The 24915-nt window shown below is 63.9% G+C and carries 19 protein-coding genes; 9 read left to right on the forward strand and 10 right to left on the reverse strand.

All coding sequences use genetic code 11. From position 1 onward, the window contains the following. Window positions 1–8: 8 nt before the first annotated feature. From mreC to miaA, 4 genes are read left to right on the forward strand one after another with little or no spacing between them, the layout of a single operon-like run. A complete protein-coding gene (mreC, locus tag ACQREB_RS05205) occupies window positions 9–875 on the forward strand; it encodes a rod shape-determining protein MreC (protein ID WP_427766125.1) in 867 nt (288 codons plus the stop codon). A gap of 37 nt (window positions 876–912) precedes the next feature. Further along, window positions 913–1551, forward strand: coding sequence for a hypothetical protein (locus tag ACQREB_RS05210; RefSeq protein WP_427766128.1), 639 nt, complete (start codon window positions 913–915; stop codon window positions 1549–1551). Continuing rightward, a complete protein-coding gene (locus tag ACQREB_RS05215) occupies window positions 1542–3479 on the forward strand; it encodes a peptidoglycan D,D-transpeptidase FtsI family protein (protein ID WP_427766130.1) in 1938 nt (645 codons plus the stop codon). The genes ACQREB_RS05210 and ACQREB_RS05215 overlap by 10 nt, the downstream gene beginning before the upstream one ends. After that, a complete protein-coding gene (gene miaA / locus ACQREB_RS05220) occupies window positions 3476–4372 on the forward strand; it encodes a tRNA (adenosine(37)-N6)-dimethylallyltransferase MiaA (protein ID WP_427766132.1) in 897 nt (298 codons plus the stop codon). Before ACQREB_RS05215 ends, miaA begins: the two co-directional genes overlap by 4 nt. Before the next feature lie 875 nt (window positions 4373–5247). Here the strand turns inward: miaA and ACQREB_RS05225 are convergent. Both ACQREB_RS05225 and mraY read right to left on the reverse strand, forming a co-directional pair. Next, entirely contained in the window at window positions 5248–8439 is a 3192-nt protein-coding gene (locus ACQREB_RS05225; protein ID WP_427766134.1) for a beta strand repeat-containing protein, read from the reverse strand. 940 nt (window positions 8440–9379) lie between these two features. Beyond that, window positions 9380–10531, reverse strand: a complete 1152-nt coding sequence (mraY, locus tag ACQREB_RS05230; protein ID WP_427766135.1) for a phospho-N-acetylmuramoyl-pentapeptide-transferase — start codon at window positions 10529–10531, stop codon at window positions 9380–9382. A gap of 119 nt (window positions 10532–10650) precedes the next feature. Between mraY and ACQREB_RS05235 the strand changes: the two genes are divergently transcribed. The 3 genes from ACQREB_RS05235 (at window position 10651) to ACQREB_RS05245 (ending at window position 13614) form a co-directional block, all read left to right on the forward strand. Further along, entirely contained in the window at window positions 10651–11679 is a 1029-nt protein-coding gene (locus ACQREB_RS05235; RefSeq protein WP_427766137.1) for a polyprenyl synthetase family protein, read from the forward strand. 148 nt (window positions 11680–11827) lie between these two features. Continuing rightward, the gene (locus tag ACQREB_RS05240) at window positions 11828–12541 is read left to right on the forward strand and encodes a hypothetical protein (protein WP_427766140.1); all 714 of its coding nucleotides are present in this window, start codon (window positions 11828–11830) and stop codon (window positions 12539–12541) included. Further along, window positions 12538–13614 carry an ATP--guanido phosphotransferase gene (locus tag ACQREB_RS05245; RefSeq protein ID WP_427766142.1) on the forward strand — a complete coding sequence of 359 codons (1077 nt, stop codon included), beginning with the start codon at window positions 12538–12540 and terminating at the stop codon, window positions 13612–13614. Before ACQREB_RS05240 ends, ACQREB_RS05245 begins: the two co-directional genes overlap by 4 nt. Window positions 13615–13633: 19 nt before the next feature. Here the strand turns inward: ACQREB_RS05245 and ACQREB_RS05250 are convergent, their stop codons facing one another. From ACQREB_RS05250 to ACQREB_RS05285, 8 genes are all read right to left on the reverse strand, one after another. Beyond that, window positions 13634–14728 (reverse strand): mechanosensitive ion channel family protein, encoded by a 1095-nt coding sequence (locus tag ACQREB_RS05250; protein ID WP_427766145.1) that lies wholly within the window; start codon window positions 14726–14728, stop codon window positions 13634–13636. A 256-nt stretch (window positions 14729–14984) separates the two neighbouring features. Beyond that, window positions 14985–15749 (reverse strand): PEP-CTERM sorting domain-containing protein, encoded by a 765-nt coding sequence (locus tag ACQREB_RS05255; RefSeq protein WP_427766148.1) that lies wholly within the window; start codon window positions 15747–15749, stop codon window positions 14985–14987. A 303-nt stretch (window positions 15750–16052) separates the two neighbouring features. Beyond that, entirely contained in the window at window positions 16053–16946 is an 894-nt protein-coding gene (locus tag ACQREB_RS05260) for a CPBP family intramembrane glutamic endopeptidase (protein WP_427766150.1), read from the reverse strand. Window positions 16947–16960: 14 nt separating this feature from the next. Continuing rightward, window positions 16961–18061, reverse strand: a complete 1101-nt coding sequence (gene leuB, locus ACQREB_RS05265; protein ID WP_427766151.1) for a 3-isopropylmalate dehydrogenase — start codon at window positions 18059–18061, stop codon at window positions 16961–16963. 72 nt (window positions 18062–18133) lie between these two features. Further along, on the reverse strand, window positions 18134–18841 hold the full coding sequence (locus ACQREB_RS05270) for a VC0807 family protein (RefSeq protein ID WP_427766154.1): 708 nt from the start codon (window positions 18839–18841) through the stop codon (window positions 18134–18136). A gap of 145 nt (window positions 18842–18986) precedes the next feature. Beyond that, window positions 18987–20189, reverse strand: a complete 1203-nt coding sequence (locus tag ACQREB_RS05275) for a hypothetical protein (protein ID WP_427766155.1) — start codon at window positions 20187–20189, stop codon at window positions 18987–18989. A gap of 82 nt (window positions 20190–20271) precedes the next feature. After that, window positions 20272–21054, reverse strand: coding sequence for a hypothetical protein (locus tag ACQREB_RS05280; RefSeq protein WP_427766158.1), 783 nt, complete (start codon window positions 21052–21054; stop codon window positions 20272–20274). Window positions 21055–21078: 24 nt separating this feature from the next. Beyond that, window positions 21079–22266: an SPFH domain-containing protein gene (locus tag ACQREB_RS05285; RefSeq protein ID WP_427766160.1), complete on the reverse strand. Its 1188-nt coding sequence runs from the start codon at window positions 22264–22266 to the stop codon at window positions 21079–21081. Between the two features lie 341 nt (window positions 22267–22607). Here ACQREB_RS05285 and ACQREB_RS05290 point away from each other — a divergent pair, with 341 nt between their 5' ends. Together ACQREB_RS05290 and ACQREB_RS05295 are read left to right on the forward strand one after the other, a co-directional pair. Then, window positions 22608–24089, forward strand: a complete 1482-nt coding sequence (locus tag ACQREB_RS05290) for an ABC transporter permease subunit (RefSeq protein ID WP_427766163.1) — start codon at window positions 22608–22610, stop codon at window positions 24087–24089. 17 nt (window positions 24090–24106) lie between these two features. Then, window positions 24107–24874 (forward strand): amino acid ABC transporter ATP-binding protein, encoded by a 768-nt coding sequence (locus ACQREB_RS05295; protein WP_427766164.1) that lies wholly within the window; start codon window positions 24107–24109, stop codon window positions 24872–24874. Window positions 24875–24915 lie beyond the last annotated feature (41 nt).

The raw sequence follows: 24915 nt of genomic DNA on the forward strand, positions 1-24915 counted from the left end.
TCGCGGGAATGGCGTCTCCGTACCGAAATTTCCGTCCGTTTTTCTTCGGCGTCTTCGCGGTCGCCGTGTGCTGGTTCGCGCCGGCGGCGCTGAAACGCTGTTCCTACGAGTCGTTTCAGGACTTTTCCGCGCCCGCGTTTCTCGCGACTTCGCACGCGAAGGATCTGGCGCGCTACTGGGGGCTGCGTTCCCGCACGAAGCACGAGCTCATCGAGGCGGGGCGCGACGCCGAGCGCACGGCGGCGACGATGCAGCTCGAAATGCAGACGGCGACCGCGCTGCGCGAGGAAAACCGCCGCCTGGAAAAACTCCTCTCGCTGCCGAGCCGGCCGGACGTGCGCACCGTCGTCGCGCGCGTCGCGCGGCGCGAAGTCGGGCTCTGGTGGCAGCAGCTCGTAATCCGGCGCGGGAAGGCGGACGGCATCCGCGTCGGCGCTCCCGTCGTGGACGCCGGCGGCGTCGTCGGGCGCGTCCGCGAAGTCTATCATTTCACGAGCGTCGTGGAGCTGATTTCGAGCCCGTCGTTCCGCATCTCCGCCTACATCGAGGGCAGCGACTACCCGGTCACGTTCCGCGGCGCGGGCTCAGGGCCGTTCTCGTCGCCCTTCGGCATGATCCGCGACATTCCGTCGGACTTCCCCGCGAAGTTCGAGCGCGATCCCGCGATCGTCACGACGGGCGTCGGCGGCGTCTTTCCGGGCGGGCTGCGGCTGGGCACGATGCGCGGCGGCATGAGACCGACGGACGACGGGCTTTTCTTCGAGGCGCGCGTGGCGCTGCGCCCGGGGCTCGCCGCGGTCGAGGAAGTCGCCGTGCTCGTGCCCGTGAAGACGGATCCGACGGAATACAACGAATGGGAGGCGGCCGCGCCGTGAGCGTTCCCGCGGGAACGCGTCGGCGGAGAAAAGCGTCATGGCTTCGATGAATTTCGGCAAAGCGGCGTTCTACTGGGCGCCCTCGCTCGCGAGCGTCTGCCTGTGGACGTTCGCTCTGTCGCTGCTGACGGATCTGCTCGCGCCGTGGGGCGTCACGTTCTTCACGGCGGGGCTCTTCGTCGTCGTTCCCGCGCTGCTGATGCCGTTCTACCGCGGGCTGGCGAACGTCGCGCTGTGCGGATTCGTCGTGGACGCGTCGCTGCCGGTCCCGTTCGAGCTGACGCATTCGCTGAGCTTCTGGGAAAGCGCGCGCAGCGTCTCGCTTTTCGGCGGCGTTCCCGGCGGCTCGCCCGCGTCGTTCGGCTTCGTCGCGGGCTGGATGATCTTCGCGTATCTGGCGCTGCGCCTGCTGCGTTCCCGCATTTCGCCGACGGAGCCGCTCCGCTGGATCCTCTGGGCGGAAATCGCGAACGCGCTGATTTTCTTTTTCTGGGCGTTCGCGCTCGGCTGGACGCGGCCGGACGCGCTCGCGTACTGGGGCGGCTTCGCGCTGAATCTGCTCTTCTCCTCGGCGCTGCTGCTGCTTTTCGGCGGCTGGTATTTCGATCTGCTGTTTTCGGCGTACCGCATCTGCGGGATCGACCTGATCGAAGAACGGGAGGCGGAATGCGATTAGTCCGGGATGCGCGCGCGCCGGGAGTCACTCCCGCGAGGCTCGCCGTCGTCGGCGTCTTTTTCGCGCTGATCGCGGCGTTCCTGCTCGTCGGCCTCGCGAAACGGCAGATCTTCGATTCCGACGAATACCTGCGCGAACACCGCCTGCAGAGCCGGCGCATCGTCATGACGCCCGCGCCGCGCGGGGAAATCCGCGACCGCAACGGGAACACCATCGTCGCCAACGTCGCGCGCTTTTCCGTGACGGCGGACCTGAGCCTGCTGCGCGACGAAATCGACGCCGCCTATGTCCGCGCCGTCCGCGAGGCGCGCCGCCAGCGTTCCCGCTCCGCCTCCGTGCGCATCGACCGCGACGCGCTGCTCAACACCGCGCGCATCGAGGTGATCCAGAAATATCAGGACGCCGTGAACCGCGCCGTCGGGCGCCAGGCGGTCTTCGATCCCAAGGCGCTGCTGCGCCACATCGGGCAGAAGCGCACGCTGGATTTCCCGCTCGCGGAAAACCTGACCGAGCTCGAACGCGCGCGCTTCGTCGAGCAGTTTCCCGTGAACGGCCCCGTGCGGCTCTACGTGGACGGCGTGCGCTTCTATCCCTACGGGCCGCTCGCCGCGCACGTGCTCGGCTATCTCGCGAACACGGACGACGTCTCCACCGAGAGCGTTCCCGCACGCCACGAAAAAATCGGCATTTCCCGCTATCGCGGCAAGACGGGCGCGACGGGGCTGGAAAAGCAGCTCGACGTCGCCCTGCGCGGCGTTCCCGGCTACCGGCTCTGGATGGTGCACCCGAACGGCTATCTCTACAATCTCATCGAGGAAGTGAAGCCGGTCCAGGGCGCGCTCGTCTACACCACGCTCGACCTCGAGCTGCAGCAGGAAGTCGAGGCCGCCATGGCGACCGTGAACCGCCCCGGCGCGGCGATCGCGCTCGACGTCGATTCCGGCGAAATCCTCGCCTGCGCGAGCGCGTTCTCCTACGATCCGAACGAGTTCGCCGTCATCATCCGCGAAGCCTATCTGAAGGAGCTCAAGGCGCGCGATCCCGGCATTCTCATCAACCGCGCACTGCAGCAGCGCTACCCGCCGGGCTCGACGTTCAAGCTGCTCACGGCGATCGCCGCGCTGCGCAGCGGGAAGATCTCTCCGGAGACGAAATTCGACTGCGGTTCCTATCTGCGCGTGGACCGCCGCAACTGGCCCGAGCACGACGGCGCCGCGTTCGGCAAAATCGACGTCGCGGGAATGATCCGCTCCTCCTCCAACGTCTTCTGCTACCACGCCGCGCTCGCGACCGGCTGGGAACCGATCGCCGCCGAGGCGCGCCGCTTCGGGCTCGCCGAAAAAATCCCGCTCGAACTGCCCGAGGCGACGGGGCTCTACCTCGTCGTGCCTTCGCCCGAATACAAGCGCGACGAAATCGGCGCCGGCGGCTGGGTCGCGGGCGACACGCTCAACATGGCGATTGGACAGGGCTACACGCTCACGTCGCCGATGCACGTCGCGTGCATGACGGCGTCCATCGCGCGGCGGGAGACGCGCACGCTCCCGACGATCGTGTACGACCCCGCGCGCGCCGGCAAGCGCGTCGATCACGGCGGCGAGCCGATCGGGCTTTCCGACGAGGCGTACGCGACGCTTCTCCGCGGCATGGAAGACGCCGTGAACTCCGGCACCGGACGCCGCGCGAAGGTCGAAGGCCTGCGCGTCGCGGGCAAGACGGGAACGGCGCAGTGGCGCAACCGCGGCAAAAAGGCGAACCTCGCCTGGTTCACCGGATTCGCGCCCGCCGACAAGCCGCGCGTCGCCGTCACCGTCGTCTTCGAAGCCGACCACGAAGACCGCATGGCGGGCGGCGCGACCGCGGGCCCCGTCGCCGGACGCATCTTCAAAAAATGGAAGGAGCTCTACATGAGCCCCGTGAAAAAATGAAGGCGGACGCGGACATCTTCGTCGTCACGGGAACGACCGCCGTCGGCAAGACCGAAACCGCGCTCCGCTGGGCGGAGGAGCACGACGCCGAAATCGTCTCCTGCGACTCCACGAACGTCTATCGCGGCATGGACGTCGGCACCGCGAAGCCCACGCGCGAAGAACGCGCCCGCGTGCCGCATCACGGCATAGACCTCGTCTCGCCGCGCGAAAAATTTTCCGTCGCCGACTACCTCGCCTTCGCCGTGCCCTGCGTCCGCGCTCTCGCCGCGCGCGGGAAAAAAATCCTCGTCGCCGGCGGGAGCGGCTTTTATCTGAAGGCGTTCTACGCGCCCGTCGTCGACGGAATCGACGTCCCCGAAAGCGTCCGCGCGCGCGTCGCCGCGCTGGTCGCCGCCGGAAACGACGCCGCCGTCGCCGCGCTGCGGGAACTCAACCCCGACGGCGCGCCGGGCTTCGACTGGCGGAACCCGTGCCGCGTCGTCCGCGCGCTCGAGCGCTGCCTCGCGAGCGGGAAGACGATCTCCGCGCTGCGCCGCGAGATGGAGGCGCGGACGTCTCCGTTTTCCGGATACAAAATCCGCACGCTGCTGCTGCGGCGTTCCCGCGAGGATCTGAACGGACGCATCGACCGCCGCGTCCGCGCGATGCTCGACGCCGGGCTCGTGGACGAAGTCCGCGCCCTCGCCGCGCGCGGCGAACTGCTGCCCGACACGCCCGCGGGCAAGGCGATAGGCTACCGCGAAACGCTCGCGTGGCTCGCTTCCGGCGAGCCGGGCGGCGTTCCCGCGCTCGCGGAGACAATCGCGCTTTCCACGCGGCAGCTCGCCGCCGGCCAGCGCAAATGGTTCCGCACCCAAATCCCCGTCGACGAAATCCGCGACCTCTCCTGACCGCTTCGTTTTTCCCCGCCAAGACGCCAAGAGAGTTTTAAAAGGGAGAAGCGGCATTCCTGCCGCTTTCCGAAATCCGCCCGCACAAAGTTTCTCCCGCGGATCTCGCAGATTTCCGCAGATTTTTTTGAAACCGCGAATGAACGCGAATTTCACAGGAGGGTAAGCGTCCCGCTTGCCCTCGAAATCCGTCCCGCAGAAATTTCCCGCCAAGACGCCAAGACGCAAAGACGCAAAGAAAGACCGCGAAGTCAAAGGAAGTTAAAGAAAGTTTTAAAGGGGAAAGGCGGCATGGCTCCACGCTTCGCTTACCTGCCGCTTTCCGAAATCCGTCCGCACAAACTTCCCTTTAAGCTTTTTCCGCGCCCCGACGGGGCGAAACAAACGTAACCCCATGCGCGCGGCGAAGCGCGCGCTTGGGGCAAATCCCGCACATGCGCCGCGCCTGAAAGGCGCAACCGCCCGACGCGCTCGACGTTTTCGCGGCACGCCGTTCCCGCGGGGCAGTTGCGCTTTTCAAGCGCGTGTTTTACGCGCTCGCTGCCCCAAGCGGCGCCGCCGCATGGGGTTATTTTTGTTCCGCATTCCATGCGGGAACATGGGGGGGCGAAGGCATTCCTGCTTTCGGTCGCGAGGCGGGCTTTTCCCGTTCTCCGGCAGGGGCGCTTCCTGGGGCCGAATCAAATCCCTTAAAATCCCCGAAATCCCTGTTCGGTTTCTTGCGCCCAAGAACTCTCAAAAAAAAAACGGCGCCCCCGCGGATCTCTCCACGAGGACGCCCACACTAACTAACACACAATAAAAAAGATGAGAGCTTAAAGCTTAGAGTTTAGAGAAACGGCGCTCCCGCCTCTTTAAGCTTTAAGCCTTAACCTTTAAGCTTTCCTCCGGCGCCGGCGCGTTCCCGCGAGCGCGAGAGCGCCCAGACCCGCCAACAGCCCGAACACCGACGGCTCCGGAATCGCCGCAATCGTCAGCACGCCGTTCTTGTAACCCGAAATCTGCCAGTCGGACTTCAGAGCTTCAGAAAGCGCGAAGCTGTCGATGGTGAACGAGTCGGAAACAATCGTCGCCGTGTCGAAAATCTTGTACTGATATTGCGCCGCTTCCGCCGCGAGGCTCACCGCGACGGAATCCGCAAGCTCGATCGTGATTTTCGTGTCGGTCGCGAGCGCGACGGAGCTCTTGTTCGCCGTGTCCGTGCCGACGATCGCGGCGACGCCCGAATCCTCGGAATACGCGTCGCTCAGCACGATCGTGTAGGCAGCCGCGTTCAGCGAAACCGCCGTCGTGCCGTTCCCGACCTTCAGCTGACCGCCGTCAATGCGCACCGCGTTCCCGGAGCCGATCGCCGACGCGTCCGCGAGGGCGAGCACGCCGCCGGAAACCTTCACCGAGCCGTTGAACGCCGTGCTCGCGCCCGCAAGCGTCTGCGTTCCCGCGCCCGTCTTCTCCAGATTCAGATTCGCGAGAATCTTGCCGTTGAACGAATAATCGCCGCCCTCAGCCGTGTTGATGACGAGCGTGCGCGTCGTCGAATCGCCCGCAGGAATGCTAGCACCATCCGTTTCCGTCCCGACCTTTCCGGAATAAACGCCCGCGTTGTCGCCAAGCGTAGAAACCAAGCCCGCAATCGTCACGCGGCTCGCGTTCACGCCAAGGGAAAGACGCGATGGAATCGTGCTCGAAGCAGCACTCCCGATGCTCGCCAATTTCACGACAGCCTTTTTCGCGATGTCGCCATTGGAGATTACGACGGAAACTGATCGAGTTTTTCCGGTGTCCGTGCTCGTGACGTTGAACGTTCCCGCGAAATTTCCGACGTCGCTCGCGCTCGAAGCCCCAAGTTCAAATATGCCCGTATTGGACGATGACTGCGAGCTCGCCAAGTTCAGCGTCACGGACGTCTGTTCTCCGATGTCCAGCTTGTCCACGTTCCAATAGCCTTGGAAGTGTGTCATAGCCAAGGTCGCCGTCGCGCCGCTCAGAGCGAGTTCTCCGATCGTCGTCGCGACAGTCGGCTGCGCGGCAGAATACAACGTAAGCGTCCTTCCGTTCGCAAGCGTCACTTTGTTCAGCTTTTTCGAAAAGCCGCTGTCACCTGCATTGTTTCTGATTTGCACGACGCCGTAGTCATTGACCAATAAATGCGCAACGTCCATGTCGCCGGAGAAAATGGCAGTCCCCGTATAGCCGCTTCTTGTAGCGCCGACGGTCAGCGTCGTGCCCTCTTCCGTGAAAACGTGTCCGGAAAGAATGATGCTTGTCGAGGTCGAATCTCCGATTTGATAGTCGGTCAAAAAGTGGATGTCGTTCGCAAGCGTGCCGCCGCCCCACATGTTACAGTTCGCGCCGCTCCCGGAAATACGAATCGTCGCGTCCGTTCCGAGCGTGTTCCCGTCCGATTTGAATTTCCCGGTGAAATCAAGAATTCCCGAAAACTCTCCAAGATTCACGGTCACGCTGTGCCCGCCCGAAGAATTCACGATTTTGACCGTTCCGCTTCCGGTCACGGTCTGCGAAACTGCCACAGACCCGTAAGTTCCTAAATCCCACACGGCGTTTTCGGCGACGTCCACGGAGCCGAACGAATAATTGGAAATCCCTCCTGATCCGCTGATGGTGAGCGTTTTGCCCGATTCGACGGCTACGTTCAACGCGCTCAACGTATTGGAGCTCGAAGCCGTGAAGGTCGTGTCTTCGGAAATCGTAATTCTTTCTGCCGCAATCGGTTCGCCGATCGTCACAGACGCTCCCGCCGTGGCGAATGTCACGTCATCATAATCCACGAACGAGGAAGCCGTTCCGTCGCTCGCGGTGAAGTTCTGATTGCTCTTGTTCCACGTTCCCGTCGTCAAATCGCTTTTCCACGTCAGAGAAAGCGCTTTGCCCGTGAACGCAAGCGAGCCGCTTTCCGTCAGCGAAACGCCCGTCACGCGCGATGAAAGCGCGTGCCCGTTATAGGTGAACTTCTCCGTGCTGAGCGTCGCCGCCGTGACGGTGCCTCCGGAAACGCTGACGAAATTGACGCTTTCGCCCAAGCGACCAGCCCCCGTCAAAGCAAAGCTCGCCGTATCTTCAACGGAAAACGTGCCGGCGGTCAGCGAGAGCGGCGCGCCCGAAGCGTCCGCCGAAAGACTGACGTTGCCCGCGAGCACGAAATTCCCGCCGCCGCTTATCGCGATGGCGGAAGCGACGGAAGCGAGATTGAAGGCGGATCCTTCCGCAAGTTTCGCCGTCGCGCCGCTCGCGACGGAAATCGAACCCGCTTTCACGGCGCCGCCGAAACTCGCGTTCCCGCCCGCAATAGTGAGCGCAGAAGCGTAAACGTTCCCGCCGACGGAATAATCGCCGGTGAAGTTGAATTTCAGTTTCACGCTCTGCGTCCTCGTGCCGAAATTTCCGCCGACAGCGCCGCCGGAGGCCGCCGCTGAACCGTCACCGAACTGCCAAATTTTTGCGCTGTCGTTTGCGCTGACCCACGTTCCCGTGAAACCGAATGTGTTCCCGGTGAAAATGACGGAACCGTTGGTGCTCTGAGATAAAAAGTTGTAAACGTTCCCGCTTCCCGTAATCGTTCCGGCATAAGTCTGAGTCGCTCCGGAATTGCCGTTCAGTCGCACGCCGCCCGAACCGACGTGAAGATTGGCAGAAAGCGTGTCGCCCGTGAAGTAGAACGATGCGTTGTCCGCTTCAATCGTCAGCCCGGATTGAGAAGCGACGTTCGTCAGCTCCGCTTCAATGCCGGCGTTGAGAATGATTCTTGTCAGCTCCGATGTGTAGGAATTTTCGGCGAACGAAACACGCCCGCCCCAGCCGCCGTTGGTCGCGACCGTGGAAATCGACCCGCCGTTGTTGCCGCTGAGCTCGAGCGTTCCCGAAAAATTCCCAAGATTAATGTTTGAGCCCGCCAACACGGTCGTCGTATCGCCGTCGAGCTGCAAGGTCGCGAGCGTCGTTCCGACGCCGGTCGTCGTCGACGTATACGCGGCATCGCCGTACGCGGGAACGGCGCTCATCGCGGCGGCGGCGAGGAGGGATGTGAGGAGGAATTTTTGCGGTTTCATGTGTTGTTTTGATCGTTATTGTGTTTTTCTGAAAGGAACCCGTTCCCGCCTTGAAGTCCGGCGGCGGCGTTTTCGGCGACCACTGAATCTTTTGGGGACGGAAGAACGGAATTTTTCTGGTGTGATTTTGTGCGGTTTTCGAGACCGAGGCAAGGGAAAATTTGACCACGGAAAACACGGAAAGACACGGAATTTTAGCAAATGCAACATTTTGACGCTTTCTCGAAAGCCTTTCCGTGCAAGTTTTCCCGCCAAGACGCAAAGACGCAAAGAATTTGAATCCACGAATTGCACGAATTTCACGAATTTTCTTTCCGCGGTGCCTCGCAAATTTTTTAGCCGCAGATGTCGCGGATGAGCGCAGATTTCGGGAAGACGCCGGAAACGCCGCTTGCCGCGCCTTGTTCGCCCGCGTTCGCGGACGCTTCGAAATGCGTCCGAAAACCGCGCAATTCGATTTTGGGGCAAATCCTTTTGTTCAAGCGGTTTGGACGGCGTTTCCCCCTCGGTCTCGAAAACCGGGGGTAAACGCCGCGTAGCCCTTTATTCATCAAGGTTTATCACGACAAATAAATATCAGTCCGATTTTTGAGCGCAGGAACGGCGTTCTTTCCCCGATAAAACCTGGCCTCGGAGAGGAAATTTCTCACGGAAGGGATCCGAGGGCAAGCGAGACGCTCACTCTCCGTTTTTCCGTTTCTCCGTTCCTCTGTGTTAAGAGAAGAGCTTAAAGCTTAAAGGTTAAAGCTTAAGGGGACGTTTGCGCGGGCGGATTTCGAAAAGCGGCAGGCAAGCGAAGCGTGAAGCCATTCTCCGTTTCTCCCCTTTTAAAACTTTCTTTAACTTCCTTTGACTTCGCGGTCTTTCTTTGCGCCTTGGCGTCTTGGCGGGAGGGATCCGAGGGCACGCGGGACGCTTGCCCTCCTTTGCGTTCCCGCGCTCAGCGCATCTTCAGCGAAATCAGCGCGAGCACGGCGAGCGCGAGCGAGACGATCCAGCAGCGGACGACGATCTTCGTGTTCGGCGTGCCGCCGAGCTGCCACGCGTGGTGAATCGGCGTCATGCGGAAGACGCGCCGGCCCTCGCCGTAGCGCCTTTTCGTGTAGCGGAAATAATTCGTCTGAATCATCACGGAAACGGTCTCGACGACGAAGACGCCGCCGGAAATCGCGAGCAGCAGCGGGTGCCCCGTGAGCAGCGCCGTCGCCCCGAGCGCGCCGCCGAGCGCGAGCGAACCCGTGTCGCCCATATAGATCGTCGCGGGAGCGCCGTTGAACCAGAGAAAGACGAGAATGCCCGCCGCGAGCGCCGCGCAGAAGATCGCGAGCTCGCCCACGCCCGCGACGTATCCGATGTTCAGATACGCGGCCCAGCGCGCGTTCCCGACGAGATAGGAGACGATGCCCAGGACGAACACGCTCGGCACGGCGCAGCCGCCGGCGAGCCCGTCCACGCCGTCCGTCAGGTTCACCGCGTGGCTCGTGCCGACGCAGACGAACCAGAAAAGCGCGCACACGCCGCCCGCGAACAGGAGCGCACCGAGCGTCGAAAGGTCGTTCGAGGAGATCACCGCGCCGTCGAACGCGACGAGCGGCCGTTTCATCAGCGGCATCCAGATTTCGAGCAGGTCCATGCGGAAACCGCCCTTGCAGAGCAGAATCCCGAACGCGGCGAGCGCGGTGAGCGACGTCAGCGCCCATTTCAGCCGCGAGCTCATGCCGTCGGCGTTCCCGCGCACGACTTTCTGAAAATCGTCCCAGAAGCCGACGGCGGTCATGCCGACGAAGACCGTGAGCGCGCAGAACACGTACACGTTCGGGCGCGCGCACAGCAGCGTTCCCGCGAGCGCGGAGAAGAAGATGACGAGCCCGCCCATCGTCGGCACCTTGCGCTTTTCCTGAGCGGCGGCGCCGAGCAGGTCGCGCCCGCGCTCCGGCTGAATCACGTTCTGCAGGCGGCGGATGAGCCGCGGCGCGACGACGGCGCCGAGCAGCAGCGCGACGAAGCCCGCGAGCACGGCGCGCACGGACTGGTATTCGAACAGGCGGAACGGCCCCCAAAATTCTTCCAGGTCTTTCAGAAAATACAGCATGAGGGCGGCGACATTAGCCGCATTCCCGCTCCGGCGCAAGCGCGCGGCGAAAATCCGTTCCCGCGGCGCGCGCTTCGCGCTTGCGTCCGCGCGGCGCGGCTCTTACTTTTTCGTCTTAAATGCAATCGCCCGACACAACGCAGGAACCGCTCACGAAAACGCTTTCGAAAAGCGGCATCTTCGATCCGATCCGCCCGCACATCGCGGCGCTCGACGCGTTTCTCGAGGAGCAGGTCGCCGCGTTCGCGCCCGTCACGCGCCCGCTCGTCCGCTACACGTTTTCGCACGCGGGCAAGCGTCTGCGCCCGGCGCTCGTCTTTCTTTCCGGCTGGCGCGACGGGAGCGTCGATCCCGCGCTCGTCCGCGCGGCGGCGGTGGTCGAGCTGATCCACCTCGCGACGCTCGTGCACGACGACGTGCTCGACGACGCGAAGATCCGCCACGCCTCGCCGACGCTTTTCGCGAAATACGGCTCGCACACGGCGGTGCTGCTCGGCGACGCCATTCTCGCGCACGCGTTGCTGCTCATGGCGGACTTCGATTCCGCCGAGCTCTGCCGCGCCACGGCGGCCGCCACGCGCAAAATCTGCGACGGCGAAATCTGGCAGACTTCGGAGCGCGGGAACGCCGAACTTTCCGTCGAGGCGTATTTCGACATCATTCAGATGAAGACGGGCGAGCTCTTCGAGATCTCCGCCTACATCGGCGCGACGCTCGGCGGGAACGGCGCGGAGCGCGGCAAGGCGTGCGCCGCGTTCGGCAGGGCGCTCGGCCGCGCGTATCAGATCTTCGACGACCTCGTCGATTTCCTCGGCGCCGAGGCCGCCATCGGCAAGACGCTCGGCACCGACCTCGCGAGCGGCAAGTACACGCTGCCGATGATTCTTTTCCTGCGCGGGAAATCCGCCGAAGAGCGCGCCGCGACCGCCGCCGCCGTCGCCGCGGGAACGCTTTCGCCCGAAAAACTCGCCGCGGAAATGGAAGCCGCCGGCGTCTTCGACGAATGCCGCGCCTGCTTCCTGAAGGAAATCGCCGCGGCGCGCGCGTCCGTCGCCGCCTTCGCCGACGATTTCGGCGCGAAGCAGCTGCTCGCGCTCGCGGACTTCGTCGTCGCCCAGGTCGACGGCTTTTTCGCCTCCCGCGCATGATTTTCGGCACCACGCCCCGCGAACGGCGCGCGCTCGCGCTGCTCGTCGCCCTCGCCGCCGCCCTGCTGCTCGCGGCCCTGCTCGTCTGAGCCCCGCCGGGCAATTGCCCGTTGTCAAACGGCACGCGTTCTGCAAAATCTTCCCCATCATGAGCGAAGCTTTCAAATGCGACATCTGCGGCGCGCCCGCGACCGTCCACCTGACGCAGATCATCGACGGGAAGACGCGCAGGGTGCATCTCTGCGAGAAATGCGCCGCGAAGCAGAACGCCCCCGAACTTTCCGTCATCAAGTTCGCCGAGATGCTGACGAAAAAGCTTTTCGGCGACAAGGTCGGCTCGGAAATCCTGAAGGGCGCGATCGAAATCTTCGAAAAAAAGCAGCGCGGCACCGAAACGAAGTGCCCGAACTGCGGCATGAGCGAAACGGATTTTCTGAAGAACGAGCGCTTCGGCTGCGCCCGCTGCTACGACGTCTTTTCCGACGCGCTCGCCATGATTCTGCCCAAGCTGCAGCACGCGGACGCGCTTCACGGCGACGCCGGGCCCGCCGCGCGGGACGAAGGCGCACCCGCGGAAACGCCCGCCGCCGCGCCCGAGGCGGAGACGACGGACGCGCTCGAAAAACGCCTCCGCGCCGCCGTGGAGAAGGAGGACTACGCGCTCGCGGCGAAGCTGCGCGACGCGCTGCGGGAACGCCGCAAGGCGGACGCCGCGAAGAACGCGCCCGCGCGGAAGCCCGCGGGAACGCCGAAAAAACCGCGCGCGCGCGCCCGCAAATCGCCGTCGCCCGCCGCCGAAAAATCTTCCGAAAAAGGCGGCAGGCCCGCGCCGCGCTCCCGCCGGAAAGGGAAATCCCAATGAGCGCCCTCGCCCGTTTTCTCGCGGATTCCGCGCTGATCACGCGCCCGTCGCTCCCGGTGCTGCGGAGCTCCCGCGTGCGCCTGGCGCGTAATCTCGCCGACGCGTTCTTCCCGGACCGGCTCGCGCCGCGGGAACGCGACGCGCTGAAGACGCGCATGATCGACGCGCTGACGCGGCTGCCCGAATTCGAAGGCGCGACCGTCTTCGACATGCGCGGACTCGAGCCGACGGAAGCGCGCCTGCTCGCCGAGCGCCGCTTCATCTCCGCCGAGCTCGTCGGCCGCGAAGGCGCCGCCGTCGTCGTTTCCGCCAACCGCAAGTGCTCCGTCATGCTCAACGAAGAAGACCACCTGCGCATTCAAGCGACGGCCGCGGACCCGGATCTCGCCCGGCTCGCGCGCGCGGCGGAAGCGCTCTCCGACGCGATCGGCGCCGCGCTGCCCTACGCGCGCTCGCCGCGCTACGGCTTTCTCACGGCGTGCCCGACGAATCTCGGCACAGGCATGCGCGTCTCCGTCATGGCGCATCTGCCCGGGCTCGTCATGGACGGCCAGATGGAAAAGGTCGTCCGCGCGCTCGACATGTGCGGGATGACGGTGCGCGGCTGGCTCGGCGAAGGCTCCGACGCGACGGGCAGCTTTTTCCAGATCTCCAACCGGCGGACGCTGGACCGGCCCGCCGACGCGATCGTCGCGGATCTGGTCGAATGGAGCCGCAGTCTCGTCGAGCAGGAACGCAACGCCCGCCGGCGCGTCGTGCGCAAAAACCGCACGGGCGTCGCCGACCAGATCGGGCGCGTTTACGGCGAATCGCGCTTCGGCGTGACGCTCTCGCAGGGCGAAGCGGTTTCGGCGCTCTCGCTGCTGCGCCTCGCCTGCGATCTCGGCGTCTTTCCGGAATACGCGCGCGCCCGCATCGACGATCTGCTCGAAGAGGCGCTCGACGCGCACGTCGCCTTCCGCCAAAAAATTCCGGAAGACCGCGAGCACGCCGCCGCGCTCGACCGCGCACGCGCGACGCTTTTCCGCGAAACGTTTTCGACGATCCCGCCGCCGGATTTTTCGACGCTCTGACGCGGCGGGAACGCCCGCCTCACTTCGTCTCCACCGAAATCGTCGGGAACGCGAACTCGATTCCCGCCGCGGCGAAACGCCGTAGAATCGCCAGATTCAGCGCGGACTTGAAGCGCAGAAACGCCGCGTAGTCCGACGACGCGAAATGATAGACGACCGAAAGATCCAGCGAGGATTCGCCGAACGCGTCGAAATGAATGCGCGGCGCGCGCGAGCCCTCGCGGACGCACTCGGGAACGTCCGTCAACTCGGCGAGAATCGCGAGCGCCTCCTCGATTTTTTCCGGCGGCGTGTCGTAAGTCAGCCCGAGCCGAAATTCGTCGCGTATCGTCTCGCGCGCCGTCACGGTGCGGATCGTGCGGTTGGCGAGGTCGCCGTTCGGAATGCACAGCAGCGCGCCGTCGCGGGAACGGATGCGCGTCGAACGCACGCCGACTTCCTCCACCGTTCCCGCCGTGCCGCCGCCGACGTCCACGGAATCGCCGACCTGAAACGGCCGATCGACGATGAGCATCACGGAGCCGAAAAAGTTCTTCACGGAATCCTGCGCGGCGAGACCGAGCGCCAGACCGCCGATGCCGAGCATGGCGAGAATCTCCGCCGGCTGCGTGTCCGTCGTGATCCGGATGACGATCAGCACGCCGAGCGCGACGACGAAGATCTTGAGCAGCGCCGAAAGCAACGGCAACAGCGTCGCCGCGGACTTGTTCTTCGGCGACGCGTAACGGCGCACCAGCGCGACGGGAAGCCGCACGCAATGCCACAGAAAAATCGTCTGCGCGCAGATCAGAAAAATCCAGAACAGCCGCGCGAGCGCGCCCGTCTCCTCCTCGCTCAACGGCGCGGTCGTCTCCGTGAACTCGCGGAAGGCGACGACGCCGAGCCCCGTGAACAGGAAGACGCTGGTGCGCGCGACGGCCTCGAAGAGCGTTCCCGCGACGATGCGGCGCAACGGACGCGTTCCCGCGCGGACGGCGCCCAGCATGCGGCGGGAAAGCGCCATGAGCGCCTTGCGCAGCACGAGCCCGACCAAAAATCCGCCGACGGTGAACGCCAGAAGCTGTAGCGCGAAATGCGCGTCGGGAACGAGCGTCTTCAAAATCGAGAAAAACATGCGCGGATTCTACCCGCCGCCTCGCCCGAAAAGAAGCGGAAAGTTCATTCCCGGAAAAGCGCCGCCTTCACCGCCGCGCGGAACCGTGAAATGCTCCGCTCCCTTCCGCGACAAAAAAAACGTTCCCGCGGATCGCTCCGCGGGAACGCCAACACACACTATGAAAAAGGGATGAAAAGAATCGAGGCGTCGAAAAAGCTTAAAAGGTCGAAAAGTAACTACCTTCCAAACTCCTGAGCTCCTCCACTCCTGAACTTTATTTCCTGCGGCGACGACGCGTTCCCGCCAACGCCAGCGCGCCCAGACCCGCCAACAGCCCGAACGCCGACGGCTCGGGAATCATCGAAAGCTTCGTCATTGAAATGCTCGAGACATTTTCATTGATACGATAGTCGGAGCCGTTACCGCCACCAATCATGATATTGTTAACTTTATTTCCGGCAACGTATGTCGCAGAATTAAGTTCCCCAACAGAAGCCAAAACCCCATCGATGTAAAGGCTTGCAACGTTATCGATGACATAAAGCTCTGCGGTGTATTCTACGCCGGACGAAAGCTGAACTTGATCTGTCAGCGTCTTCGTAAAAACATCACGACTATTTCCGTCCAAATTCACATAATTACTACCACCTGTGTACGGACCAAAACGCAGATTGTTCGTTCCGTCCGTAAGCGTCGCAACAACAGGCCAATTGTTGCTTGCTGAAATAGGATCTCCCAAGGCAAAAGTCACCGTAAATTTGAAGTCATCACCCCAAGTAACTCCGGTGTCTCCTACCAAGTGAGGGCGCTTTTGGCTTGAAATATTTACCCCGCTTTCATCCGTACAGCCGGTGACATCCCAAACATTATCCAGAGCATAAGATCCGGACGAATTGACAATTTCGTATCCGCCTTCCAGAGAAGAACCGAAATTCATCGTCCAGAGAGTTTCCGTAGAGACGATGCCGTTCGGTTCTGCCGCATTCGCGAATGCTGTTCCAGCGGCGAGGAGCGTGGTGATGGTGATTAATTTTTTCATAAAGCGTTTAAGGTGGAATTTTGAAAACGCATTATCCCCGGTTCCGAATACCGGTGGTGAAACGCCGCCGAGACCGCATAAACACAAGAAACTTATGAACGCTTAAAGAGCAATCAAAGGAGAGGCGACATTCCTGTCGCTTCCTCGAAATTGCTTTCAGGCAAACTTCAAAAAAGCGGCGGGAACGCCGCTTCTCCCCTAAGTTTCCGCGAATTTTCGCCAAATGACTTACTCCGTGTTCGCCCGTGCATTCCGGGGTCGAAATTTGGGCTTGCATCGGTATTCGGAACCGAGGGGGCGGGGCTATTTGTCCGCGAGAATCTGCAGGAGGGAATTGAGATTGAAGAGGCCGTGGACGAGGACGGGAACGGCGAGTCGTCCCGTGCGCTCGTAGGCGAGGCAGAGCACGCAGCTCAGCGCCGCGAGCGGCAGCACGCCCGCCCACGAATCGTGCGCGAGCGCGAAGCAAAGCCCCGTCAGCAGCGCCGCGGGAACGCCGCCCGTCTTCGCCTTCAGAAAACGATAAAGCCCCGCGCGGAAAAAGACTTCCTCGACGAAGGGCGTGAACACGACGAGCGCGGGCACGAACAGCGCCAGCGCCCACGGATGCTCGAGCGAGCGCAGATTGTCCACCAGAATCTGGTCGCGCGCCCACGCGTCCTTCAGCTCCGGGAAAACCGCGGGAACGCATTGCGAAAGCGCCGAGGCGACGAAGACGACGAGCAGCGCGAGCCCGAAAAACGCCCACGCGTTTTCGCGGGAACGCCACGCGAGGCGCGAGAGCGCGGGCAGCGCGCCCGCCGCGTTCCAGCCGTCCGCGAGCTTCGCGCGGATTTTTTCGAGAAACGCGTCGCCGAACGGAACCCTGCGCCCGGAGAACGCGCCCCACACGAACGCCGCGACGAGCGGCTGATAAAAGCCGACCGCATAGACGGGATTCGCCGCGAGATCGACGTCCGGAAAGACCGCGCGCGCCGCGGCGAATCCGAGCTGCGGGAGCGCCACGAACGCGAGCACGAAGGCGACGAAGAAGAAAACGAGCTCCGCGCCCGTCGCGCGCCACGGCGCGAGCGTTCCCGCCGGGAACGCGCGCGCGCGGGAAAGGCGCGCCGCCTCCGTCGCGGCGAACCACGCGCCGACGGCGAGAAAAATCAGATTCGCGGCGAGCAGCGCGACTGCGGCGGGAGAATCGGGCATGGCGGTTCCCGCGCTCAGACGCGTTCGAGAATCGCCGCCGCCATCGCCTTCGTGCCGACGGAGGCGCCGCCGAAGGCGATGTCGCCCGTGCGCGTTCCCGCGTCGATCGTCTCGCGGACGGCGCGTTCGATGTCCTCGGCGACGTCGTTCAGCCCGAAGCTGTGGCGCGCCATGAGCGCGGCGGAAAGAATCTGCGCGCAGGGGTTCGCCTTGTCCTGACCGGCGATGTCGGGCGCGCTCCCGCCGGACGGCTCGTAGAGCCCGAACGGGAAGCCGTGGCGGTTTTTGCCCGCACCGAGCGAGGCGGAGGAAAGCATGCCGAGCGAGCCGCAGACGACCGCCATTTCGTCGGAAAGAATGTCGCCGAACATGTTTTCCGTGAGCAGCACGTCGAACTGCCCCGGATTCGCGACGAGCTGCATCGCGGCGTTGTCCACGAGCAGGTGCGTCAGCGTGACGTCGGGCGCGAGCGCGGCGACGCGTTCGGTGACGATTTTGTTCCAAAGCACGGAGGTTTCGAGCACGTTGGACTTGTCCACGAGGCAGATCGTCCGGCGCGGGCGGGAACGCGCGGTCGCGATCGCGACGTCGGTGATGCGCTCGATTTCGCTCGTGCGGTAGCGCATCGTGTCCACGGCTTCGAGCTCGCCGTTTTCGAGCGTCGTCGTCGCCTTGGGCTTGCCGAAATAAATGCCGCCGGTGAGCTCGCGGATGCACACCATGTCGATGCCGTCGGGAATGCGCGCGGGCGCGATCGGCGAGGACGCCTTCAGCGCGGGCAGGAGCAGCCCGGGGCGCACGTTCGCGAAGAGCTCGAACTGCTTGCGCAGCGGCAGCAGCGCGCCGCGCTCGGGCTGCTGTTCCCGCGGGACGTCCTTCCACTTCGGGCCGCCGACGGAGCCGAACAGAATCGCGTCCGCCGCCCTGCACGCCGCGAGCGTCTCGTCCGGGAGCGCCTTGCCGCAGGCGTCGATGCCCGCGCCGCCGACGGGATGCACGGAATATTCGAGCCTGTGCCCGCGCTTCGCGAGCGCCTTTTCGAGAATCGGCAGAGCCGCGTCCATCACTTCCGGGCCGATGTAGTCGCCCGGCAAAACTGCGATTTTCAGATCCATAAGTGCGAAAACACTACGCTCCCGCGCTCGGGAACGCAAAGTAAAGATTCGGGCGGCCGCGACGCGTTCGCGCTAATTCTTGGACTCGATCTTCAGCAGCTTTTCCGACGGCATGCCCGACGCCGCCGAAAGCCCGCGCAGCAGCAGCCACAGCGCCGCCGCGATGAAAAACATGCACGGCAGCACGATCACCGGCCACGACAGCGAAAGCATCCTGCCGAGCTCCGCGTTGAACGCGTCGAGGTTCTCCGCCGGATCCGTCGTGACGACAAGCCGCGCGAGCGCGAAGTTCAGCGCCGCGCTCAGCGCGAACGAAGCCGCCAGCACGCGCGACGCCCGGCGCAGCGTTCCCGCGAGCGCCGCCTCCGTCCCGCGCGACGCGCACGCCGCCTCGATCGCGGGAACGTCGAAGATCTTTTCGTTGAAGAGCAGCGTGCGGCAGAGCCTGCGCGAACACAACAGCGCCGCCGCGATCAGCGCGGGAATCGCCGCCTCCTTCACCGCCACCCAAAACGGCGAAAGCCGCATCAGCCCGACGCCGCCCGTCAGCAGCGTTCCCGCGAAGCCGAGCACGGAAATCCAGTTCGCCTCGCGGCGACGCGCGTAGTCATAAAAAAAATACGCGCACGGGAACGCGAGCGCGACGACGAGCCGCGCCGCCGCCGGCACCTGCGGCGCCCAATCGCCGCCTTTCGACAAGATCAGCGCGGGCACGACGATGTTCGCCGCCAGACTCAACAACGCGCTCTCGCGCTTTTCGTTTTTCTTCGTCTCAGTCATAAATCTTCATCCTCCAGTCGCCTTCCTCTTAGGGGAGAAGCGACATTCCTGTCGCTTCGGAGCTCTTTCCCCGACGGGGATTCCGAAAAAGCGGCGGGAACGCCGCTTCTCCCCTGAATTTCCGTTCCCGTCGTTCATCGCGATTTCAAATGCACAAGAACACAATCGCGGCGATCAACCCGAAAAGGCACAAAAGCGCCGTGAGGCAGCCCAGCCCCACTGCCTTCCCCCCTGCGCTCTCCGTTATCCCGAAGAGGGCCACCAATCCCCCGGCACCGAACCAGACGACGAAAGCTTGGCTTGCTTCATCCCGCAAACACAAGTCCAACATGGTCATCGTGACAATGAAGCAGACGATGAGCACCAGCGCCACCATCAGGGCGATTCCCATCAGCACCGTGGATTTTTCCTCTTTCCGCGCCCTTTTCGCCGCAGCTTCCTGGCGCAGCTTTCGTTCCTCCGCCGATTTGCGTTCCCATTCGGCTTTCCGTTCCGCCTCGCGGCGTTCCCGCTCTTCGCGTTCGCGAATCGGATCGGGCGGGAACGAGAATTCTTCGTTCCGCCCCGAACCGTCGCACGCGTAGTAATACGTTTTCCCGTTGAAGGTGAACGCGAGGCGCCACACGGAAACGTAGGCGAATTTGTATTTCGTGAAGTTCTCCACTTCGACGCGACTGACGCCGGACACCTTCCGATTCAAAAACGCTTCCCAGTCCGGAATCGTGCTCCCGAAATCCCGCCGGTTCTGGATTTTCGGCACCACTTTCTTCTCCCAAATGAAATCCGCCGGCAGCGTCGAATCGACGATGTTGCAGTCCTCCATTTCGCCGAAGTATTCCGGACGGAAAAATTCCGCCTCGGCGTGGACGTAGCGCACCGCGTTCGTCGCTTCCGCAAGCCCCGGCGGAAGCGCCCGCGAGTCCGTCGCGGGAAGCGTTCCCGTGACGGTGGCGTGCGCGTCGAGCGTCGTTTCCGAAGGCAACCCTTCCTGGGGTTCCAGCCGGACGAGGAGGCGCATCGGCACGCGCTCGTCAAAGAAATACGCCGCGACGTAGAACGGCGCCTCGTCGCCGAACTCCGCCTCGGCGGAAACCTTCTCGCCGTATTCCCGCGAGAATTCGCGCCAGAAGCAGTCCGAAAATTTTTTGCGAAATTCGTCCTTCGTGATCTTGAACGGGAAGATGCGCTCGGGACGGTCGATGTCGCGACGATGCGCGCCGCCGAGAATCTGAAAGATCTTGTCGCAGTTCGGGCAGCGGCAAGTCACCGCGAACGGGTTGAAGCGGCTGATCGTCGCTCCGCAGTTCGGGCACTTGATTTCGTGAAGCGTGATTTTTTCGGAAGACATCGGAAGAAGGGAAAGCTTAAAGGGAAAGACGGAGGAATCGGGAAACGTTCTTCGCGTCGCGGCGCCTTTGCGGGAGCGTTTTTCATCGCGCGTCGCCGATCGCGACCGCGGCGCGCTTCAGCGTGCGCGCGGCGGAAATGCGGGCGGCGGCGTCGCGGGCAGTCTTTTCGAGCGCCGCGAGCGCGTCGGGAGCGTCCGCGTCGGCGGCGTCGGCGAGCGCGTCCATCGCGCGCTGCACGGCGGCGAACTCCTGCGGGACGAGTTCGGCGAACGTCGGATTTTCCGAAAATTCTCCGGCGGGAACGCGCGTCGCCGCGTCGAAAAAGCGCGTCAGCGCGCGTTCGGCGGCCTGTTTTTTGAGCGCGTCGAGCGAGCTTTTTCCGGCGACGACGGTGCGGAACACGGGAACGAGCGCGGGAAAGGTCGCCGTGCGCGAGCGTTTTTCGGCGACGCGGCGTTCGTGCGCGGCGTGCAGCTCGGTCTGCGCTTCGGCGCCCATCGAGAGGAAGAGAATCTTGCCGATCCACCACGCGGAAAGCACGATCTGCGCGGCGTAGTACCATTTCGGCGAAACGTCGCAGTGCGGAATCAGCGTCAGCCCGTTGTACGCGGCGAAGAGCAGGAAGCCGCAGCCCGTGAAGTTCACGATCTGCGAGGCGACGGCGACGTTCTGCGTCGAATAGGCGCCGCGCGAGGAGACGGCGAAGATCGAAAAGAGCCCGAAGGTTTCGAGCGCGAGCAGCCAGACGAGGTTTTCCCAGAAGAGCACGGAGAGCTCTTCCGGAGCGAAGATCGCGAAGAGAGCGCAGGTCGCGACGACCGCGACGGCCCAGAGAGAGACGGATTTTCCGGTCAGAATTTTCATCGTGAAGCCTTTCTTTTTCGGAGTTTATTTCGAGGGGAAGAACAGCGGCGCGAAGGCCGGATCGGTCGCGATCGGAATCCAGCTCGCCATGCCCGCGCGCCAGACGAGCGTTCCCGCGCCGAGCGCGCCGCGCCGGATTTCGGCGACGAGCTGTTCCGGCGAAAACGGTCCCGTCGGCACGTTGCCGAGCGCGACGAAATACGCGGGCGCGCCCGCGGCGGCGCTCGGCGGAATCGGCGGCGGAGTCGCGGCGGCGACGGAAGCTCCCGCGAAGCCGGCGGCGGCGAAAGGCGTTCCCGCGGGCGTTCCCGTTCCCGCGCCCGCGGTCTGCCGCAGCATTTCGCCGAACGCGGCGCCCATCGGCATGCCCGCGCCGAGCCCGAGCCCCGCGCCCATGAGCGTGCCCGCGCCTTCGTTCGACGCCGCCCTGTCCAAAATCCCGAAGCGCCGCTCCGTCGCGTAATCGACGCCCAGGCGCGCCAGCCGACGCGCCTCCGCCGTTCCCGCGCGCTCCTCGGCGACGATCTGCTGGTAGTCGTCGCTCTCGACGCTGCGGATTTCGAAGCGCGTGAATTCGAGCCCGTAGAGCTCGCCGATCTCGGCGTTCAGCTCTTCGCGCACGCGCGCCTGCACGGCGGGAAGCTCCGTCTGAAAACGGATCATCGAGCCGCATTCCGCGAACGCGCGCGCCGCCGCCGTGCGGATCGGCGTCATCAGCCACGCCTTGATCTTCTCGGCGACGTCCTCCGCCGTGAAGCGCGAAAGCGTGCCGACGAACTTGTCCAAAAACGTCTCCGGCGCCGCGACGCGCACGACCGCCGAGCCGTTCAGCCCGACGTTGATCGTCTGCGCGTAATCGGCGTCGCGTCCGACGACGCGCACGCCCCAGAGCAGATTGTTTTCGACCGTCGTGCTGACGAACCAGACCGAAACGGGATACGTCGTCTCGCCTTTCGTCGCGACGGAGAGCATCTCGTCGAGCACGGGAATGTTCGCCGATTCGTCGCAGACGAAACGGCCCGGCTCGATGAGCGTCTCGCGCACGCCGTTGATGTAGAGCGCCGCGCGCTGCGTTTCGTGGACGACGATAACGCCGCCGCGCACGATGCCGTCGTAATCGTATTTCTGCACGAGCAGATTCGTGTTCTGCGGATCGCAGGCGACGAGTTCGCCGAGGATTCCGCCCGGAGCTTGAGAAGTCTGAACGTTCATAAGTAAAAAGAAGTTGATTGTTGAAGCGCCCATTTTACGCGCCCGCGCCCCGCGCGCAAGCGAGAACGGCGCGCGCGGGCGCAAAGCGCCGCGAAAACGAACGCGGGCGCGAGGGTGGTTGCGCCTTTTAGGCGCGCTCGATGCGCGGAGCGTTCCCCAAGCGCGCGCTTCGCGGCGCGCATGGGGTTACGCTTGTTTCGCCCCGCCAGGGCGTTTTCCGCGTCAATCCGCGAAATCCGCGGGAGATTTTCCGCGTTCCCGTAATCGCGCACTTACAGCGCGCATGACGTTTGCGGGAAAAGAATTTGTCTCCGGCGGGGAAGGCGGGTTGAATGGACGCCATGAATTTTCTGAAAATTTCGGCGGCGGCGGTCTGCGCGCTGCTCTGCGCCGCGTGCGGCGATTCCTCGCGGGAGGAAACGCTCATCGTCGCGACGGAAGCGACGTTCCCGCCCTACGAATTTCGGGAGGGCGACCGCATCGTCGGAATCGATCCCGAGATCATGCGCGCCGTCGCGGAGTCGCTCGGGCGGCGGCTGGTCATCGAGGACATGAGCTTCGATTCCGTCATTTCCGCCGTGAGCACGGGCAAGGCGGACGTCGCCGCGTCCGGCATCACGGTAACGGAGGAGCGGCGGCGGCAGGTGAATTTTTCGCTGCCCTACGTCGAGGCGCGTCAGGTCGTCATCGTTCCCGCGCAGCGCGGCGTCTCGAGCCCGGCGGAGCTGCGGGGCAAGCGCGTCGGCGTGCAGCACGGCACGACGGGCGATCTCTACGTCGCGAAGCACATCGCCGAGCCGGAGCGTTTTCAGAACGGCGCGCTCGGCGTTTCCGCGCTGCTCGCGGGGAAGATCGACGTGCTCGTGCTCGACGACCAGCCCGCGAAGGTTTTTGAAAAAAAGCATCCCGACGAGCTGCGGATTCTGCCCGAGCCGCTCGCGAGCGAGAGCTACGCGTTCGCCGTCGCCAAGGAAAACGCGGAGCTACTCGCGGGCATCGACGCCGCGCTGCGCGAGATGCGCGCGGACGGACGGCTCGAAGCGATTCTGAAGAAATATACTGCGGACGGCGCGGGAACGCTTCCGGCGTGGGACGACGCGGCGGGCGCCTCCGCGGGAACGGCAGCGGAAAAGCGCGCGGGAACGCCGGGCGCCTTTTACACGAACTTCGTCGAAGGCGGACGCTGGCGCTACCTCGCGAACGGGCTGCTCGTCACGCTCGAAGTCTCGTTCTTCGCGGTGATTCTGGGGTTGTTTTTCGGCTTCGCGGTCGCCGTGATACGCGCGACGCACGACAAGAACGGCTCGCTGAAATTCGCGGATTTTCTCTGCAGGATTTATCTCACCGTCATTCGCGGCACGCCGGTCGTCGTACAGCTGCTCATCATTTATTTCGTGATTTTCGGGAGCGTGGACGTGAGCAAGACGCTGGTCGCGATCGTCGCGTTCGGCGTGAACTCGGGCGCCTACGTCGCGGAGATCATCCGCGGCGGCATCATGTCAATCGACGAAGGGCAGTTCGAGGCGGGGCGCAGTCTCGGGCTGAGCCACGCGAAGACGATGGTGCACGTCGTGCTTCCGCAGGCGCTGAAGAACGTGCTGCCCGCGCTCGGCAACGAGTTCGTCGTGCTGCTCAAGGAAACGAGCGTCGCCGGCTACATCGCGCTGCAGGATCTGACGAAGGCGGGCGACGTGATCCGCAGCCAGACGTACACGGCGTTTCTGCCGCTGCTCGCGGTCGCGGCGATTTATCTTGCCATCGTGATGCTCTTCTCCGCCCTGCTCTCCCGCCTGGAAAAACGCCTGAAACGCAACGAACGATGAAAGAACCTTCCGCATCCATGAACACGCCTTCCGATTCCGTTCCCGCCGCGGGCGGCGAGCCGCTTTTCCGCATTCGCGGTCTGAAGAAGATTTTCGGCGGGCACGTCGCCGTGAACGGCGTTTCCGCCGAAATCCGCCGCGGCGAGGCGGTCTTCGTGCTCGGGCCCAGCGGGTCCGGCAAAAGCACGTTTCTGCGCTGTCTGAATCTGCTCGAAACGCCAGACGGCGGCGAGATTCTTTTCCGCGGCGAACGCGTCGGCGCGCGCGGCGGCGACATCAACGCCTATCGCACGCGCGTCGGCATGGTCTTTCAGCATTTCAACCTGTTCCCGCATCTGAGCGTGCTCGACAACATCACGCTCGCGCCCGTGAAGACCGGACGCAGCACGAAGGCGGAGGCCGTCGCGGAGGCGGAACGGCTGCTGCGGCGCATCGGGCTTTTCGAGAAACGCGACGCGTTCCCGCAGCAGCTTTCCGGCGGGCAGAAGCAGCGCATCGCCATCGTGCGCGCGCTCGCGATGAAGCCCGACGTGATTCTGTTCGACGAGCCGACTTCGGCGCTCGATCCGGAAATGGTCGGCGAAGTGCTTTCGCTGATGAAGGATCTCGCCGAGGGCGGGTTGACGATGGTCGTGGTGACGCACGAGATCGCGTTCGCACGGGAGGTGGCGTCTCGGATTCTTTTCATGGACTCGGGAACGCTTCTGGCGGACTGCGGTCCGAGGGAGTTTTTCTCGTCGCAGGCGAATCCGCGCATCCGTGACTTTCTCGCGAAAGTGCTGTGAGCGCGCGCTCACGGCGCGCTTTATTTTTGTCGGGGTTGAGA

The organism is Candidatus Spyradosoma sp. SGI.093 (genome assembly GCF_050314555.1).
Taxonomy (GTDB): Bacteria; Verrucomicrobiota; Verrucomicrobiia; order Opitutales; family UBA953; genus Spyradosoma.